At 70.8% G+C, this 14828-nt stretch carries 14 protein-coding genes; 8 read left to right on the top strand and 6 right to left on the bottom strand.

The genetic code is table 11. The features are described 5' to 3' along the window. Positions 1-579: 579 nt before the first annotated feature. The 5 genes from nrdH (at position 580) to ACN9MS_RS14485 (ending at position 5555) form a co-directional block, all read left to right on the top strand. Positions 580-825: a glutaredoxin-like protein NrdH gene (gene nrdH, locus ACN9MS_RS14505; protein ID WP_047232913.1), complete on the top strand. Its 246-nt coding sequence runs from the start codon at positions 580-582 to the stop codon at positions 823-825. A gap of 79 nt (positions 826-904) precedes the next feature. Next, entirely contained in the window at positions 905-1336 is a 432-nt protein-coding gene (nrdI, locus tag ACN9MS_RS14500; protein WP_378233570.1) for a class Ib ribonucleoside-diphosphate reductase assembly flavoprotein NrdI, read from the top strand. Between the two features lie 74 nt (positions 1337-1410). Then, entirely contained in the window at positions 1411-3492 is a 2082-nt protein-coding gene (gene nrdE / locus ACN9MS_RS14495; RefSeq protein WP_237843696.1) for a class 1b ribonucleoside-diphosphate reductase subunit alpha, read from the top strand. A gap of 137 nt (positions 3493-3629) precedes the next feature. Next, positions 3630-4610, top strand: coding sequence for a class 1b ribonucleoside-diphosphate reductase subunit beta (gene nrdF, locus ACN9MS_RS14490; RefSeq protein WP_047232915.1), 981 nt, complete (start codon positions 3630-3632; stop codon positions 4608-4610). A gap of 75 nt (positions 4611-4685) precedes the next feature. Next, positions 4686-5555 (top strand): fructosamine kinase family protein, encoded by an 870-nt coding sequence (locus ACN9MS_RS14485; RefSeq protein WP_426309218.1) that lies wholly within the window; start codon positions 4686-4688, stop codon positions 5553-5555. A gap of 18 nt (positions 5556-5573) precedes the next feature. On the opposite strand, the gene ACN9MS_RS14480 is transcribed toward ACN9MS_RS14485, so the two are convergent. Together ACN9MS_RS14480 and ACN9MS_RS14475 are read right to left on the bottom strand one after the other, a co-directional pair. Next, on the bottom strand, positions 5574-6134 hold the full coding sequence (locus ACN9MS_RS14480; RefSeq protein ID WP_426309217.1) for a phosphoribosyltransferase: 561 nt from the start codon (positions 6132-6134) through the stop codon (positions 5574-5576). 153 nt (positions 6135-6287) lie between these two features. Then, positions 6288-7271 (bottom strand): FKBP-type peptidyl-prolyl cis-trans isomerase, encoded by a 984-nt coding sequence (locus tag ACN9MS_RS14475; protein WP_426309216.1) that lies wholly within the window; start codon positions 7269-7271, stop codon positions 6288-6290. 247 nt (positions 7272-7518) lie between these two features. Here ACN9MS_RS14475 and ACN9MS_RS14470 point away from each other — a divergent pair, with 247 nt between their 5' ends. Beyond that, positions 7519-7824, top strand: a complete 306-nt coding sequence (locus ACN9MS_RS14470; RefSeq protein WP_426309215.1) for a hypothetical protein — start codon at positions 7519-7521, stop codon at positions 7822-7824. Between the two features lie 75 nt (positions 7825-7899). Here the strand turns inward: ACN9MS_RS14470 and ACN9MS_RS14465 are convergent, their stop codons facing one another. Together ACN9MS_RS14465 and ACN9MS_RS14460 are read right to left on the bottom strand one after the other, a co-directional pair. Next, positions 7900-9393 (bottom strand): RNA-guided endonuclease InsQ/TnpB family protein, encoded by a 1494-nt coding sequence (locus ACN9MS_RS14465; protein WP_426309214.1) that lies wholly within the window; start codon positions 9391-9393, stop codon positions 7900-7902. Between the two features lie 85 nt (positions 9394-9478). Continuing rightward, positions 9479-10659, bottom strand: a protein-coding gene (locus ACN9MS_RS14460; RefSeq protein WP_426308663.1) for an IS3 family transposase whose coding sequence is annotated in 2 segments (ribosomal slippage) — positions 9479-10372 and positions 10375-10659 — 1179 coding nt in all. Because the reading frame shifts where the segments join, the coding sequence is not laid out codon by codon here. Positions 10660-10803: 144 nt separating this feature from the next. Between ACN9MS_RS14460 and ACN9MS_RS14455 the strand changes: the two genes are divergently transcribed. Then, on the top strand, positions 10804-11661 hold the full coding sequence (locus tag ACN9MS_RS14455; RefSeq protein WP_426309213.1) for an alpha/beta hydrolase: 858 nt from the start codon (positions 10804-10806) through the stop codon (positions 11659-11661). A gap of 81 nt (positions 11662-11742) precedes the next feature. Next, positions 11743-12531: an alpha/beta fold hydrolase gene (locus ACN9MS_RS14450; RefSeq protein WP_426309212.1), complete on the top strand. Its 789-nt coding sequence runs from the start codon at positions 11743-11745 to the stop codon at positions 12529-12531. Between the two features lie 39 nt (positions 12532-12570). Here the strand turns inward: ACN9MS_RS14450 and ACN9MS_RS14445 are convergent, their stop codons facing one another. After that, the gene (locus ACN9MS_RS14445) at positions 12571-13017 is read right to left on the bottom strand and encodes a hypothetical protein (protein ID WP_426309211.1); all 447 of its coding nucleotides are present in this window, start codon (positions 13015-13017) and stop codon (positions 12571-12573) included. A gap of 3 nt (positions 13018-13020) precedes the next feature. Continuing rightward, entirely contained in the window at positions 13021-14454 is a 1434-nt protein-coding gene (locus ACN9MS_RS14440) for a hypothetical protein (protein ID WP_426309210.1), read from the bottom strand. Positions 14455-14828: the final 374 nt, after the last annotated feature.

The raw sequence follows: 14828 nt of genomic DNA, 5'->3' as shown, positions 1-14828 counted from the left end.
ACTTGGTGGTCGGGCGATACCGGGGCGAAGCGCGCGGGCCGGGTGTGCGGCTCGGCGGCAGGCGCCTGGACATGGCGTACGACACGCCGACGGCACGACACGCCGAGAGGATGACGAGATTCCGCGTCCGTATTGGGTCGTTTTGTCGTGCAGGTTCGGGCACTCCGCACGACTCCGTGCCGGCGTCCCGCAGAGGTGGCGGCACGTCGCACAGGGTGTGGACCGACGCCGTCCCCACCCTGTGGACGGCTCGTCGCGGGGCGCGAGAACGAGCCGTTCCCGACACCTCCGGCCGGTGGACGACGGGCTGTGGACGACGCCTTCCAGGGGGGTGTCAGAGGGGGGTGGGACCATGGATCTATGGCTCCTACCACATGCCGTCGGGTGAAGTTCGACCACGACATCTAGTGCGGTGGCACGGTGTCGACCACTAGGTATAGTGGTTGCACACCCAGGGGGCCGGAGGCCTTCTGGCGAATCACACAGACGTAGTTCCACCGGTGTCCTTCGAGGTCAGAGACGTTTCTCCCTCCCCGAGGACCGATCCCGGACAGAGCGCGAGAGACGAGGAGTCACCCCATGAGCGTCACGGTCTACAGCAAGCCGGCTTGCGTTCAGTGCGACGCGACGTACCGCGCTCTGGACAAGAAGGGCATCGAGTACTCCGTCGTGGACATCAGCCAGGACGCCGAGGCGCTCGAGCTCGTCCGCGGGCTCGGCTACCTGCAGGCGCCCGTGGTGGTCGCCGGGGACGAGCACTGGTCCGGGTTCCGTCCCGACCAGATCAACGCCCTCGCGCAGAAGGTCTCGCCGGTCGTCGCCTGACCGGCCTCCCGGGGCGCCGTGAGGCGCCCCGACCACGTACGGAAGCAGGCGGAGCAGGGCAGGACGGAGGTGCGTCCCCGTGGGGTCGCTCGTGTACTTCTCCAGCGTCAGCGAGAACACGCACCGGTTCGTCCAGCGGCTCGACCTGCCGGCCCTCGGCATGGACGTGCAGCGCATCCCGCTGCGTCCGACCGAGGGCTTCCTGCGCGTCGAGGAGCCGTACGTGCTCATGGTCCCGACCTACGGGGGCGGCAACGAGGGCGGTGCCGTCCCGCGCCAGGTCGTGAAGTTCCTCAACGACGTGCACAACCGGTCGTTGATCCGCGGCGTCATCGCCGCGGGCAACACCAACTTCGGCGAGGCCTACTGCATCGCCGGCGACATCATCTCCGCGAAGTGCCAGGTGCCCTACCTGTACGCCTTCGAACTCCTGGGAACAGCCGAGGACGCCACGCGCGTCCGCGACGGATTGGGACGATTTTGGCAACGACAGTCACGGATTCCGGCGTGAGCGTCGCAGGGGGCGGCACGGTCGCCCAGGTTCCCCTGGCGAGTGCGCAGCTCGACTTCCACGCGCTCAACGCGATGCTGAACCTCTACGGCCCGAACGGCGAGATCCAGTTCGACAAGGACCGCGAGGCCGCGCGTGCGTACTTCCTCCAGCACGTCAACCAGAACACGGTGTTCTTCCACGACCTGCAGGAGAAGCTCGACTACCTCGTCGAGAACAAGTACTACGACCCGGCCGTGCTGGCGAAGTACGACCGCGCGTTCGTGAAGTCGCTGTTCGAGTTCGCGTACGCCAAGAAGTTCCGGTTCGAGACGTTCCTCGGCGCGTTCAAGTACTACACGTCGTACACGCTCAAGACGTTCGACGGGAAGCGGTACCTGGAGCGCTTCGAGGACCGCGTGTGCATGGTCGCGCTCGGCCTCGCGGACGGGAACGAGCAGGCCGCGCTCGACATCGTCGAGGAGGTCATCTCGGGCCGCTTCCAGCCCGCGACCCCCACGTTCCTCAACGTCGGCAAGGCGCAGCGCGGCGAGCCCGTGTCCTGCTTCCTGCTGCGCATCGAGGACAACATGGAGTCCATCGCGCGCGGCATCAACTCCGCGCTCCAGCTCTCCAAGCGCGGCGGCGGCGTGGCGCTCCTGCTCTCGAACATCCGCGAGCACGGCGCGCCCATCAAGCACATCGAGAACCAGTCGTCGGGCGTCATCCCCGTGATGAAGCTCCTCGAGGACTCGTTCTCCTACGCGAACCAGCTCGGCGCGCGCCAGGGCGCCGGCGCGGTGTACCTGCACGCGCACCACCCGGACATCCTGCGGTTCCTCGACACCAAGCGCGAGAACGCGGACGAGAAGATCCGCATCAAGACGCTGTCGCTCGGCGTCGTGATCCCGGACATCACGTTCGAGCTCGCCAAGAAGAACGAGGACATGTACCTCTTCTCGCCGTACGACGTCGAGCGCGTCTACGGCAAGCCGTTCGCCGACATCTCGGTCACCGAGAAGTACGACGAGATGGTCGACGACTCGCGCATCCGCAAGACGAAGATCAAGGCGCGCGACTTCTTCCAGACGATCGCCGAGCTCCAGTTCGAGTCCGGCTACCCGTACATCATGTTCGAGGACACGGTGAACAAGGCGAACCCGATCAAGGGCCGCATCACCCACTCGAACCTGTGCTCGGAGATCCTCCAGGTCTCGACGCCGTCGACGTTCAACGAGGACCTCTCGTACGACCACGTCGGCCGCGACATCTCCTGCAACCTCGGCTCGCTGAACATCGCGAAGACGATGGACTCGCCCGACTTCGCCAAGACGATCGACACCGCGATCCGCGCGCTCACCGCGGTCTCGGACCAGACGAGCATCGAGTCGGTCCCGTCGATCAAGCGGGCGAACGAGGCGGGCCACGCGATCGGCCTCGGCCAGATGAACCTCCACGGCTACCTCGCGCGCGAGCGGATCCACTACGGGTCCACCGAGGGCGTCGACTTCACGAACATCTACTTCTACACGGTCGCCTACCACGCGATCGCGGCGTCGAACCGCCTCGCGATCGAGCGTGGGCGCGCGTTCGGCGGGTTCGAGGACTCGAAGTACGCGTCGGGGGAGTACTTCGACAAGTACACCGACCAGGTGTGGGAGCCCGAGACGGAGCGCGTGCGCCAGCTCTTCGCCGACGCCGGCGTGCACGTGCCGACGCAGGACGACTGGAAGGCCCTCAAGGCCTCGGTCATGGAGCACGGGATCTACAACCAGAACCTCCAGGCCGTCCCGCCGACGGGCTCGATCTCCTACATCAACAACTCGACGTCCTCGATCCACCCGGTGCCGTCGAAGATCGAGATCCGCAAGGAGGGCAAGATCGGGCGCGTCTACTACCCGGCGCCCTACCTGACGAACGACAACCTCGAGTACTACGAGGACGCGTACGAGATCGGCTACGAGAAGATCATCGACACGTACGCCGCCGCGACGCAGCACGTCGACCAGGGCCTGAGCCTCACGCTGTTCTTCAAGGACACGGTCACGACGCGCGACGTCAACCGCGCGCAGATCTACGCGTGGCGCAAGGGCATCAAGACGCTCTACTACATCCGTCTCCGCCAGATGGCCCTGGAGGGCACGGAGGTCGAGGGTTGCGTCAGCTGCATGCTGTAGTCGCCTGAGGTAACTGTCGGTTGCCTCGATGCCCGGCGCCGTCGGCCACGTCCTGGAGAGGCGTGGCCGACGGCGCAGGGTCCGGTCCCACGAAGTCGTCCCGGTCGGTCCGGGGTCAGCAGGAGAGAAGAAGGCAGATGTCGCCCACGGGGAAGCTCAAGCTCATCGATCGCGTCAGCGCGATCAACTGGAACCGTCTCGAGGACGAGAAGGACCTCGAGGTGTGGGACCGCCTCGTGGGGAACTTCTGGCTGCCCGAGAAGGTGCCGGTGTCGAACGACATCCAGTCGTGGCACACGCTCACGGCGGAGGAGCAGCAGCTCACGATGCGCGTGTTCACCGGCCTGACGCTGCTCGACACGATCCAGGGCACGGTCGGCGCGGTGTCGCTCATCCCGGATGCGATCACGCCGCACGAGGAGGCGGTGTACACCAACATCGCGTTCATGGAGTCGGTGCACGCCAAGAGCTACTCGTCGATCTTCTCGACGCTGTGCTCGACGCGCGAGATCGACGACGCGTTCCGCTGGTCGGAGGAGAACCCGAACCTCCAGCGCAAGGCCGAGATCGTCATGGAGTACTACAAGGGCGACTCGCCGCTCAAGCGCAAGGTCGCGAGCACGCTGCTCGAGTCGTTCCTCTTCTACTCCGGCTTCTACCTGCCGATGTACTGGTCGTCGCGCGCCAAGCTGACGAACACGGCCGACCTCATCCGCCTCATCATCCGCGACGAGGCCGTGCACGGGTACTACATCGGCTACAAGTTCCAGAAGGGCCTCGAGAAGCTCTCCCCGGAGGAGCGCGACGAGCTCAAGGCGTACACGTTCGAGCTGCTCTTCGAGCTGTACGACAACGAGGTGCAGTACACGGAGGACCTCTACGACGGCGTCGGGCTCACCGAGGACGTCAAGAAGTTCCTGCGGTACAACGCCAACAAGGCGCTCATGAACCTCGGCTACGAGGCGCTCTTCCCCAAGGACGAGACCGACGTCAACCCGGCGATCCTCTCGGCGCTCTCGCCGAACGCCGACGAGAACCACGACTTCTTCTCCGGTTCCGGCTCGTCGTACGTCATCGGCAAGGCCGTCAACACCGAAGACGACGACTGGGACTTCTGACCGTCGTCAGTTCCCCCGAGGGCCTGGACCCGCAAAACGCGGGTCCGGGCCCTCGGCGTCTGGCAGAGTCCCGGCATGGACATGCTCAGGGAGCGGCTGCGCGCCGCGGGTCTCGACGACGTGACCTCCGTCGAGCCGGTGAGCGGTGGGCTCGCCGCGACCGCCGGGCTGGCGCGGCGGACCGACGGAGAGCCGCTGTTCGTCAAGGCGTTCGCCGCCGCCGCGCCCGGTGACGACGTCTTCACCGTCGAGGCCGAGGGTCTGGCTGCGCTCCGCGCCGCCGGACTGGAGACCCCCGAGGTGGTTCACGCCAGCCCAGACCTGCTCGTGCTGTCGACGCTCGCTCCGCGGCCCTCGACACCGGTCTTCTGGGAGGAGCTCGCCCGCTCGCTCGCGCACGTGCACACCACGACGCGGAGCGAGCGCTTCGGGTGGCACCAGGACGGCTGGCTCGGTCGCCGTCGGCAGGTGAACACCTGGACGGAGGACGGGTTCGAGTTCTTCGCGCAGCACCGGCTGCTGCGCTGGCTCGACGAACCCCGTGTCCACGCCGCGCTCGACGCCGCGGACCGTGCGGCGCTCGAGCGCCTGTGCGCTCGGCTCCCGGAGGTGCTGCCGGGAGGACCGGCCTGCCTGACGCACGGCGACCTGTGGGCGTCGAACGTCATGGCGACCGCCGACGGCCGTCCGGCGCTCATCGACCCGGCCGTCTCCTACACGTGGGCGGAGGTCGACCTGGCCCACGTGTGGACGACCGCGCCCCCGCCCGAGGCCGGCGCCTTCTTCGGGCTCTACGCGGAGCTCACAGACCTCGACGACGACTGGCGTGAGCGACTGCCCGTCGTCCAGCTCCGGCAGCACCTGGCCGTCATCGCCCAGTTCGAGCCCGACTGGGGCGCGGCGGACGCCGTCCGGGCGACGCTGGCCCCCTTCCGGGCACGCTGACCGACGACGGCCGGCGGCTCAGTCGTTCGGGCGGGGCTGCGCGCCCGCGACGGGCGGGTCGGCCGACCACGGGAAGGTGATCCAGAGGTCGGTGTCCTTCCACGAGTAGTCCGGCTGGATGATCGTGCGCGGCTTGGTGTAGAGCACCGCGGACCGCGCCTCGGCGCCGTGCGTGCTCAGCATCTCCATGACCAGGGCGAGCGTGCGGCCCGAGTCCGCGACGTCGTCGACCACGAGCACGTGCGCGCCCGGCAGGTCGGAGGTGTCCATGAGCGGCGGGAGCACGCGCGGGTCCGTGAGGGTCTGGCCGATGTCGGTGTAGAACTCGACGTTGAGCGTCCCGACGCCCTTGGTCCCCAGCGCATACGCGACCGCGCCGCCGGGCAGGAGCCCGCCGCGCGCGACGGCGACGACGACCTCGGGCCGGAACCCGCTCGCCACGACCTGCTCGGCGAGCTCGCGCGCGGCGACGCCGAACGTCTCCCACGTGAGGATCTCGCGCTCGGGCGGGACTGCGGAGCTCGCCGACGAGGCGTCGTCGGGCACGGCGGGGACCGGGGTCGTGGAGGCGTCCGTCATGGATCGAGCGTACGTCGCGCGACGGGCAGGCTCTGCCGGTCCAGGTCCCCGCGGCCCGGGACCCACGGCCCGGATCCGTGAACCCGTACCGACGCGACGAGGGCCGCACCCCGAGCGGGGTGCGGCCCTCGTCGAGCGGCGTGGGCTGCCGGGTCAGTACGCCGCGAGGATGTCCACGACGAAGACGAGCGTCTCACCCGCGAGCTCGTGCGTGTTCTCGTCGCTCTTCTCGCCGTAGCCGAGCGACGGCGGGATGACGAGCAGCACCTGGCTCCCGACGGTCTGGCCGGACAGGCCCTGGGTCCAGCCGGCGACGACGCCGCTCAGCGGGAAGGTCGAGGGCTCACCGCGGTCCCACGACGAGTCGAACTGCTCGCCGTCGAGCTTCCAGCCGGTGTAGTGCGCGATGACGGTCTGGTCCTCGGTGACCTCGGGGCCGGTGCCCTTGATGAGCGGCTGGACGACCAGCTCGGTCGGCGCGGTGTAGCCCTCGGGGATCTCGATCGACGGCTTGCCCGAGTCGTCGAGCGTGACGACGGGCAGGCCCTCGGCGGGCGTCACGGCCTCGCCCTCGGCGCGGTCGGGGACGTCCGCGGGGTCGGGAGCGACCGGGGCGTCCTTGACGGCCGTGACCTCGCCGACGGTGAGGATCGCCGTGCCGTCCTGACCGGGCGCGGCGAACAGGAAGCGGGTCCCGACCTTCTTGCCCACGAGCACCTCGATGAGCTGCGGGTACACGCTGTCGTCGAGCGGGACCGACTGGGCCGAGTCGTCCACCCAGGTCGACCCCACCTTGGAGCCGTCCGCCCCGGAGTACGCCGCCTGGTGCAGCGTGACCTCCTGGCCCTTGGCGATCTCGTCGCCGTCACCGTCGTTCAGCGAGATCGCGGCCGCGCCCGACACCTCGAACGGCGTCTCGAACTCCACGGTGGGCTCGGCGCCCGGGTCGCCGGTGACCGTCACGGCCTCGAGCGCCGCGACGTCCTCGGGCGCCGACGTCGCGGCGTCCGCGCCATCGGTCGCGGACGGGCTCGGCGACGTCTCGTCGCCGGACCCGCCCTCCGACGAGCAGCCGGAGAGGACGAGGGCGGCGCCCAGGGTGAGCGCGGCGACGCCGCGCAGGGTGCGGTGCTTCACGAGGGGGGTCCTTCGGTCGGTGGGACGGCGCGGGGCCGTCGGGTCTGGGCCGCACCCGCACGACGGCGGTCGTCGGCGTCCCGGGTCGGGGCCGCCTCGCGTCCGCGTGCCGGGTGCAGCACCGGCGCGGACACTCTAGCGGTCCTGCCTGGACCCCCGCTGGGAGCTGCCGGCCTGGCCGCTGCACCCGTCCGTCGTCCCGCCCGTCTGCCGACCCCGAGCGCGGCGCCCGGGGGAGAATGGGCGCATGCCGTCCCGTCGACCGTCCCGCAAGCGACCCTGGGGAGCGGAGCCCGCACCCCTCGACCTGGATCGTGCACTCGGCGGCGCGCGCCGCGAGTCCGGGGCCGACGGCGAGTGGCAGGTGCGTACCGTGCGCGGCGGGTCCAAGACGTACCTGTGCCCGGGGTGCAACCAGGAGATCCCGCCCGGGACGGGCCACGTCGTCGCGTGGCAGGAGGACTCGTTCTTCGGCGCCGAGACGGCGCTCGAGCACCGCCGGCACTGGCACACGTCGTGCTGGCAGGCGCGCGGGCGCCGTCGACCGCGGTAGAGATCCGCGATGGACGAACTAAAGCCTGTCGAACAACCTCGGTGAGGCCGTCGGCAGCGTCCTTCTCGGACGTCCCTATGCCGCGGTGGCGGTGAGGGTTCCCACGTCGTCCGGGCTGGTTTCACTCGCGCGGGCGCGCGGGCCAGGGCCTTCCCGTCGGTGGGCGTTGGTGACCTGGCCTCGTGCTTCGGGGTCCAGGACCTGGGAGTGGTGCTTGAGCCCCCAGGTGGCGAGGTTGACCGCGGCGTTCAGGTCGCGGTCGATGGTGTGCCCGCACTGCTCGCAGGTGAAGACCCGCTCGGCGAGGGTGAGTGTGGTCTTCACGTCTCCGCACGCCGAGCAGGTCTTCGACGACGCGAACCACCGGTCCGCGGTCAGGACGTGTCCGCCGCGCCAGGCCATCTTGTAGGTGATCTGGCGGGCGAGCTCACCCCAGGCCGCGTCCGAGATGGCTGCGGCGAGGTGGTGGTTGGCGAGCATGCCGGTGATGTTGAGATCTTCGATGACGAGCCGGTCGTGGGTCTTGACCAACGCGTTCGAGACCTGGTGCAGGAAGTGGTGACGGCGGGCGCGGACTCGCTCGTGGTAACGAGCCAGCCGCTTGACGGCGGCCCGCCGGTTGACGGAGCCCTTGACCTTGCGGGACACGGACTTCTGCAGCCGCCGGGTCACGGGCTGGCCCGCACGCAGCGCCTTGGGTGCGGCGTCGATGCGCACGGTCTGGGTGCCATCGGCCAGGGCGGCCACGACGGGTACGTGCAGCCCGCGATCCATGCCCGCCCACCCGCTGTGGTCGACGTCATCGCGGACAGGATGCTGGGCGCCGGGGTGGAGGTCGGCGGCTTCGACGTTCACGCTGATGCGCCACCGGCCACCACGGCGGGAGACGGTCGCGAACAGGATCCGTGCCCGGCCCTTGTCGAGCATGCGTCGCAGTCGTCGGGTGTCGTCGTGGACCTTGATAGCGCCGATTCCGGGCAGGGTCACCGAGCGTGCACCGTTCTCGCCGAGCCGGATCGTGGCCCGCGCGCCCGACTTCGTCGTGGAGGTCTTGTTGCGCATGCGGAACGAGCCGCGTTCGTGGTTCTTCTTCTTGAACCTGGGGTGCCCGACGGCGCGTCCGGCGCGTTTACCGCGCCGGGAGTCGGTCCACGCCTTCAGCGCCTTGCCGAGGTCGACGACGGCCTCCTCGAACACCTGCGCGGACACCAGCGTCCGCCAGGCCAGCCCCGTGACCTCAACGCTAGCTTCACCGGCCGCGTCGACGACGAACCGGCGCCCGGCAGCCTCGGAACGCTTCCACGCGTTGAACGCGTTGATCAGGTCGAACCCCGTCCACGGCACCGCAGCGGTATCGCCACCCGCGTCAGCCGCCTTGAGCGCCATGGAGGCTCGGCGGGCGTTCAGATGCAGGCGCAGTCCCTGGTTGAACGCGAACCGCGCGGCGCCCTCGTGGCGAGCCAGGGCGCGCGCCTGTTCCACGGTGGGGTCCATCACCCACTGGAACGTCGTATGCCGGGCCACGACCAGCAAGCTACCGACCACCACCGACATGACCACGCAGGTCACGCGCCGCGGATGTCGGTCTCGTCGCCCGCGACAGCCCACGAAGCATTCGTCGCCCGGGGCTGCTGCACGATTCCGTGACAGTTGGTTAGGCAGCTTGGTCGGCGGCCTGGCTCATGATGATCTCGAACTCGATCGGGGTCAATCGTGCGAGTCTGGCCTGGCGTCGGCGACGGTGGTAGGTCCGTTCGATCCAGGTCACGATCGCGATCCGCAACTCCTCTCGGCTGGTCCATCTCTGCCGGTCCAGGACGTTGCGCTGAAGCAGGCTGAAGAAGCTCTCCATGGCGGCGTTGTCACCGGCTGATCCGACCTGGCCCATGGATCCGCGCATCTGGTGGCGCCAGAGGGACTGCTGCAGCTTTCGGCTTCGAAACTGGCCGCCGCGGTCCGAGTGCAGGGTGCAGCCGGCCACGCGCACCCCGCGGCGCGAGACCGCCGATTCCAGGGCGTCGACGGCCAGCTGGGACGTCATGCGGTCGGCGATGGAGTACCCCACGATCCGGTTCGACCACACGTCCTTGACCGCACACAGGTAGACCTTGCCTTCGCCGGTGGGATGCTCGGTGATGTCCGTCAACCACAACCGGTTCGGGCCAGGCGCCGTGAACTCGCGACGCACCAGGTCATCGTGCGCGGGCGCGCCGGGCCGCCCATTCTTCCCGCGGCGCTTCTTTCCGAACACGCACCACCACTGGTTCGCCGAGCAGATCTTCCACACCGTGCGCTCACTGACCTCGTGCCCGGCCGCGTTCACCTCGTCGAACAGCAGCCGGTAGCCGAACTCGGGGTCCTCACGGTGGGCATCGAAGACCGCGTTCGCGAGGTACGCCTCCTCGAGCTCGCCGCCGGTGACCGGCTGGGCGAGCCAGGCGTAGTAGTGCTGGCGGTGGAGCTTGAGCACCCGGCACGCCACCGCGACCGGCACCCTGATCGGGGCACCGGCCGCGGCGAGCTCTCTCACGAGCGGGTAGAGCCTTTTCCCGGCAGCTGAGCCTGGGACAGGTACGCCGCCGCCCGCCGCAGGACCTCGTTCTCCTGCTCCAGCAACCGAATCCGACGTCGAGCCTCACGCAACTCCCGTGCGTGCTCCGAGGTGACGCCGGGCTTCACGCCGTCCTCGACATCGGCGGCACGCAACCACTTCGTGATCGTCATCTCATGGACCCCGAAGTCCTGGGCGATCTGTGCCAGCGTCACACCGGGACCACGGTTCCGGGCGACCCGGACGACGTCCTCACGAAACTCACGGGGATAGGGCTTGGGCACAGCAACATCCTTCCAGCCTGCTCGGCGAGCAAGCGATCTGAGATGTCACAGGTCCGTGCAGCAGCCCCCCCTCTCCCAGATCCGCCTACTGTTCCGACGACTCGACCGCAGGTAGTTGTTCGGCAGGCTTTAGGCTCGGGCACGATGAGCACCGCACCCGATCCCACGCCCGCCGGAGCCGACGCACCGGCCGGTCCGACCCCCATCCGGTCCCTGACGGTCCTGCCCGCGCGGCGCGAGGACGTCGAGCTGCACACGGCGGACGGGCTGACGCTCGTCGGCGAGCTCGCGCTCCCCGCGGACCGCGACCCCGCCGCGACGCTCGTGACCCTCCACCCGCTGCCGACGCACGGCGGCTACATGGACTCGCACGTGTACCGGAAGGCGGCGTGGCGCCTTCCTGCCCTGGCGGACCTCGCGGTGCTGCGGTTCAACACGCGCGGGACGTCGTCGCCGCGCGGGACGAGCGAGGGGTCGTTCGACGGCGGCGAGGCCGAGCGCTTCGACGTCGCCGCGGCCATCGAGCTCGCGGAGTTCCGCGACCTGCCGCACCGCTGGCTCGTCGGGTGGTCGTTCGGGACCGAGCTCGCGCTCAAGCACGGGACCGACCCGGCCGTGGAGGGCGCGATCCTGCTGTCGCCGCCGCTGCACCGCGCGACGGACGAGGACCTCGACCGGTGGGACGCGTTCGGCAAGCCGCTCGTGGTGCTCGTCCCCGAGCTCGACGACTACCTGCGCCCTGACGAGGCGCGCCGACGCTTCGCGCGCGTGCGCAACGCCGAGGTGATCGGCGTCGACGGCGCCAAGCACCTGTGGGTGGGGGAGCCGTCCGTGCGGCGCGTGCTCGACGAGATCGTGGGCCACGTCCGCCCCGGGTTCCCGCTGCCGCTGCCGACCGAGTGGTCCGGCGACGGGACCGGGGCCGTGACGGCCGAGCGCGACACGGCCGACTCCGACCAGGCGAGCTACGACGCGAGCCGGTCGGACGGCCTCGACGACTGACAGCCCCGGCGGGACGGTCGCGGCCGTGGCACGGTGGGACGAGACCTGACGACCACGGAAGCACGACCTGAGGAGGACGACGTGACGACGGCCCCGCTCGAGACCTTCACGCTGCGCGAGGGGTACGGGACCCCGCTCGTGCTGCTGCACGGCTTCCCGCTGGACCACCGCATGTGGGCCGACGTCGCGGCCGCGCTGCCGGGCGAGCCCACCGTCGTCGCCGTCGACCTCCCGGGGCTCGGCGCGAGCCCGCTCGCAGGTGGTCCGCCGTCGATCGACGCCTCCGCCGACGCCACCGCCGCCGCGCTCACCGCGGCGGGGATCACGCGCGCGGTCGTCGCGGGGCTGTCGATGGGCGGCTACGTCGCCCTCGCGCTCGCGGAGCGGCACCCCGACCTGGTCGCCGGCCTCGGGCTCGTGGACACCAAGTCGACCGCCGACACCGCCGAGGCCGCCGCCAACAGGCTGCGCATCGCGGACGACGTCGCGCGGTCCCAGACCGTCGACGCCGTCCTCGGCATGCCGGGCGTGATGCTCGGCGAGACGAGCAAGGCCGCGCGCAAGCACCTCACCGCGCGGCTCGAGGAGTGGATCCGCGGCCAGCGGCCCGACGGCGTCGCGTGGTCGCAGCGCGCGATGGCGGCCCGGCCGGACCGCACCCACGTGCTCGAGGGGTTCGCCGGCCCGGTGGCCGTCGTCGTGGGGGAGGAGGACGCGCTCACGCCCGCGGCCGAGGCGGAGCACATGGCCGACGCCGCGCCCGCCGCGCAGCTGGTCCTCGTGCCCGGTGCCGGGCACATGAGCGCGATCGAGGACCCGGCGGCCGTCGCGGACGCCCTGGCCGACCTCCTGGCCCGCGCCGCGGCCTGACCGGGCGGGCCGTCCCCGACGTGCCACCGCCGCCGTCGGTCAGCGCCCGTCGAGCACCAGCGCGAGCGCGTCCGCGAGGTCGATCGACTCGCCGTCCCGCCCGCCCTTGCCCAGCACGAGCGGCGGGTCCGACGGCTCGACGTCCACCCCGCGCAGCCGCCCCAGCACGGTGCCGGGCACCCCGAGGACGTAGAACTCCCCGTCCTCGCCGACGGCGACGCTGCGGTTGCGGCGCAGGTACCAGCCCTTGAGCGAGGTCCGGTAGGTGGCGCTGCCGTCGAACGAGCGGGCACGCAGCGGCTCGGGCGCGAGGCCGCGCTCACGAGCGCGCGCCACGAACTCGGCGAGGAGCGCGCGTGCCGCTGCGGTCTCCCGCGCGCGCTGGCGGTCGAGCTCGCGCTGCTGGTGCGTCGCGGCCTCGGTCCGCTGCCGACGCCAGTCGTCGGCAGCGGACCCGGTGCGGCCCGACGGGTCCGCGGAGGACACCGGTCAGGCCGGCGCGGGGGCGTCGGACTCGGCCTCGGCCTCGGCGTCCGCCTGACCGGCGGAGCCACGCTTCGTCGAGGCGCCCGACCCGCCCTTCGGGGTCGGCTCCTCGGCGACGACCGGGAACTCCGCCGTCATGAGCGTCGCCGCGCGCGCCTGCTGTGCGGGCGTGCCCGCGGGCACCGCCGCCTTCTTGGCGGGAGCGGCCTTCGCGGCCTCGGCCTCGCCGCCGAGGAGCCCCCGCAGCTCGTCGAGGTAGGTGTTGATCGAGTCGTGCTGACGCGTGAGGTCCTCGAGCTGGCGCTGGGCCACGTTGCGCTGCTGCTCGGCCTCCGCCTTCGCGTCACTGACCGTCTGGTCCGCGAACGACCGCGCCTCGGCGACGATCTGGTCGGCGTTGCGACGGGCCGTGGACATGAGGTCCTTGACGTACGAGTCGGACTCCCGGCGCACCTTCTCGGCCTGCTCCAGCGCGAGCGCGACGCGCTTCTCGGCCTCCGCCGCGTGCTCCTCGGCCGTCGAGACGAGCTTCTCCGTCTCGGCCTTGGCGGCGGCGTGCCGCTCCGCGTTCTCGCGCTCCGCCTCCTCGCGGCGACGCACGACCTCGAGCTCGGCGTCGGCGAGCGCGGTGCGGGCCTTGTCGCGCAGCTCCTCCATCTCCGACGTGACCGCGTTGGCGGCCTCGGTCGCCTTGCGCTGCGCCTCGTCGACCTGACGCTGCGCCTCACGGCGCGCGTTCTCCAGGAGCTCGGCGGACTCGCGCTCGGCGGACTCGCGCTGGGCGGCGGTCTCCGCCGCGACGCGGGCACGCAGCTCTGCGGCCTCGCGCTCGGTGGTGACGCGCAGCTCCGTCGTCTCACGCTCTGCCGTCGCCTTCAGCGTCCCGAGCTCGCGCTCGAGCGACGCGCGGCGCTCGCTCTCCTCGGTGGCGATGGCGCTCTGGATACGCGCGGCCTCGCGCTCGGCGGAGCCGACGAACTCCTCGGCCCGGCGCTGGGCGCTGAGCAGCGTGCCCTCGGCCTCCGACGCGCTCGTGGCGCGGATCTCCTCGGACTCGAGCCGCGCGCTGTTGAGGAGCTCGGCGACCTCGTTCTCGGCGCGCGAGCGCACCTGCCCGGCCGAGAGCTTGGCGCGCGCCATGATGTCGGCGGCCTGCGCGTTCGCCTGGGAGAGGATGTCCGCGGACTGCTCCTCGGCCGACCGCATGAGCTGCTCGATGCGGGAGCCGAGGCCGGCGTACGAGGGGCGTTCCGCCTCGCGGAGCTGCCGCTGCGCGTCGGAGAGCTCGCTCGTGAGCTGCATGGCGCGGGCGTCCGCGGCCTCGACGCGCGAGCGCGCGTCCTCCACGGCCTTCTCCAGCTTCGCGAGCTGGGCCTCGACCTGGACGCGGTCGTACCCGCGCATCGTGATGGGGAAGAGCGTGCGCTCGTCGGACACGTCGATGACCTCCGGTGCTGGTTCGTCGCGGCGTCCGCCGCCGGGCGGCGTCCCTCGCGAGGAGGGAGGGCGCGGCGGTCGTGCCACGGCCCCGCCGTGCTCCGACCAGGATACGGGGATCGGGCTGTCCTGAATACCCGGATTGGAGCAGGTGAGACGATGGTCGCAGTGCTGCGGGACGGACGGCACAGGGCGAGGCGGCAGGCTGGTCCGGCGGCGTCGCGCGCGCCCTCCCTGAAGGTCGGCTGACGAGCGTGGGACCGTGGGGAGAGGGCCTCGTGAACGGATCGTGAGGATCCGCGCCCGATCCCCCGCGGTCGATCTACGAGGGGTTTCGCACCTATTCTGGAACGTCGATCGACGAAGGGAAGCTC

This window comes from Cellulosimicrobium sp. E-16, from assembly GCF_049913115.1.
In the GTDB taxonomy this organism is placed as follows: Bacteria; Actinomycetota; Actinomycetes; order Actinomycetales; family Cellulomonadaceae; genus Cellulosimicrobium.
The sequence above is the reverse complement of the archived record's forward strand: the minus strand, read 5'-3'. Positions and strand labels throughout refer to the sequence as shown.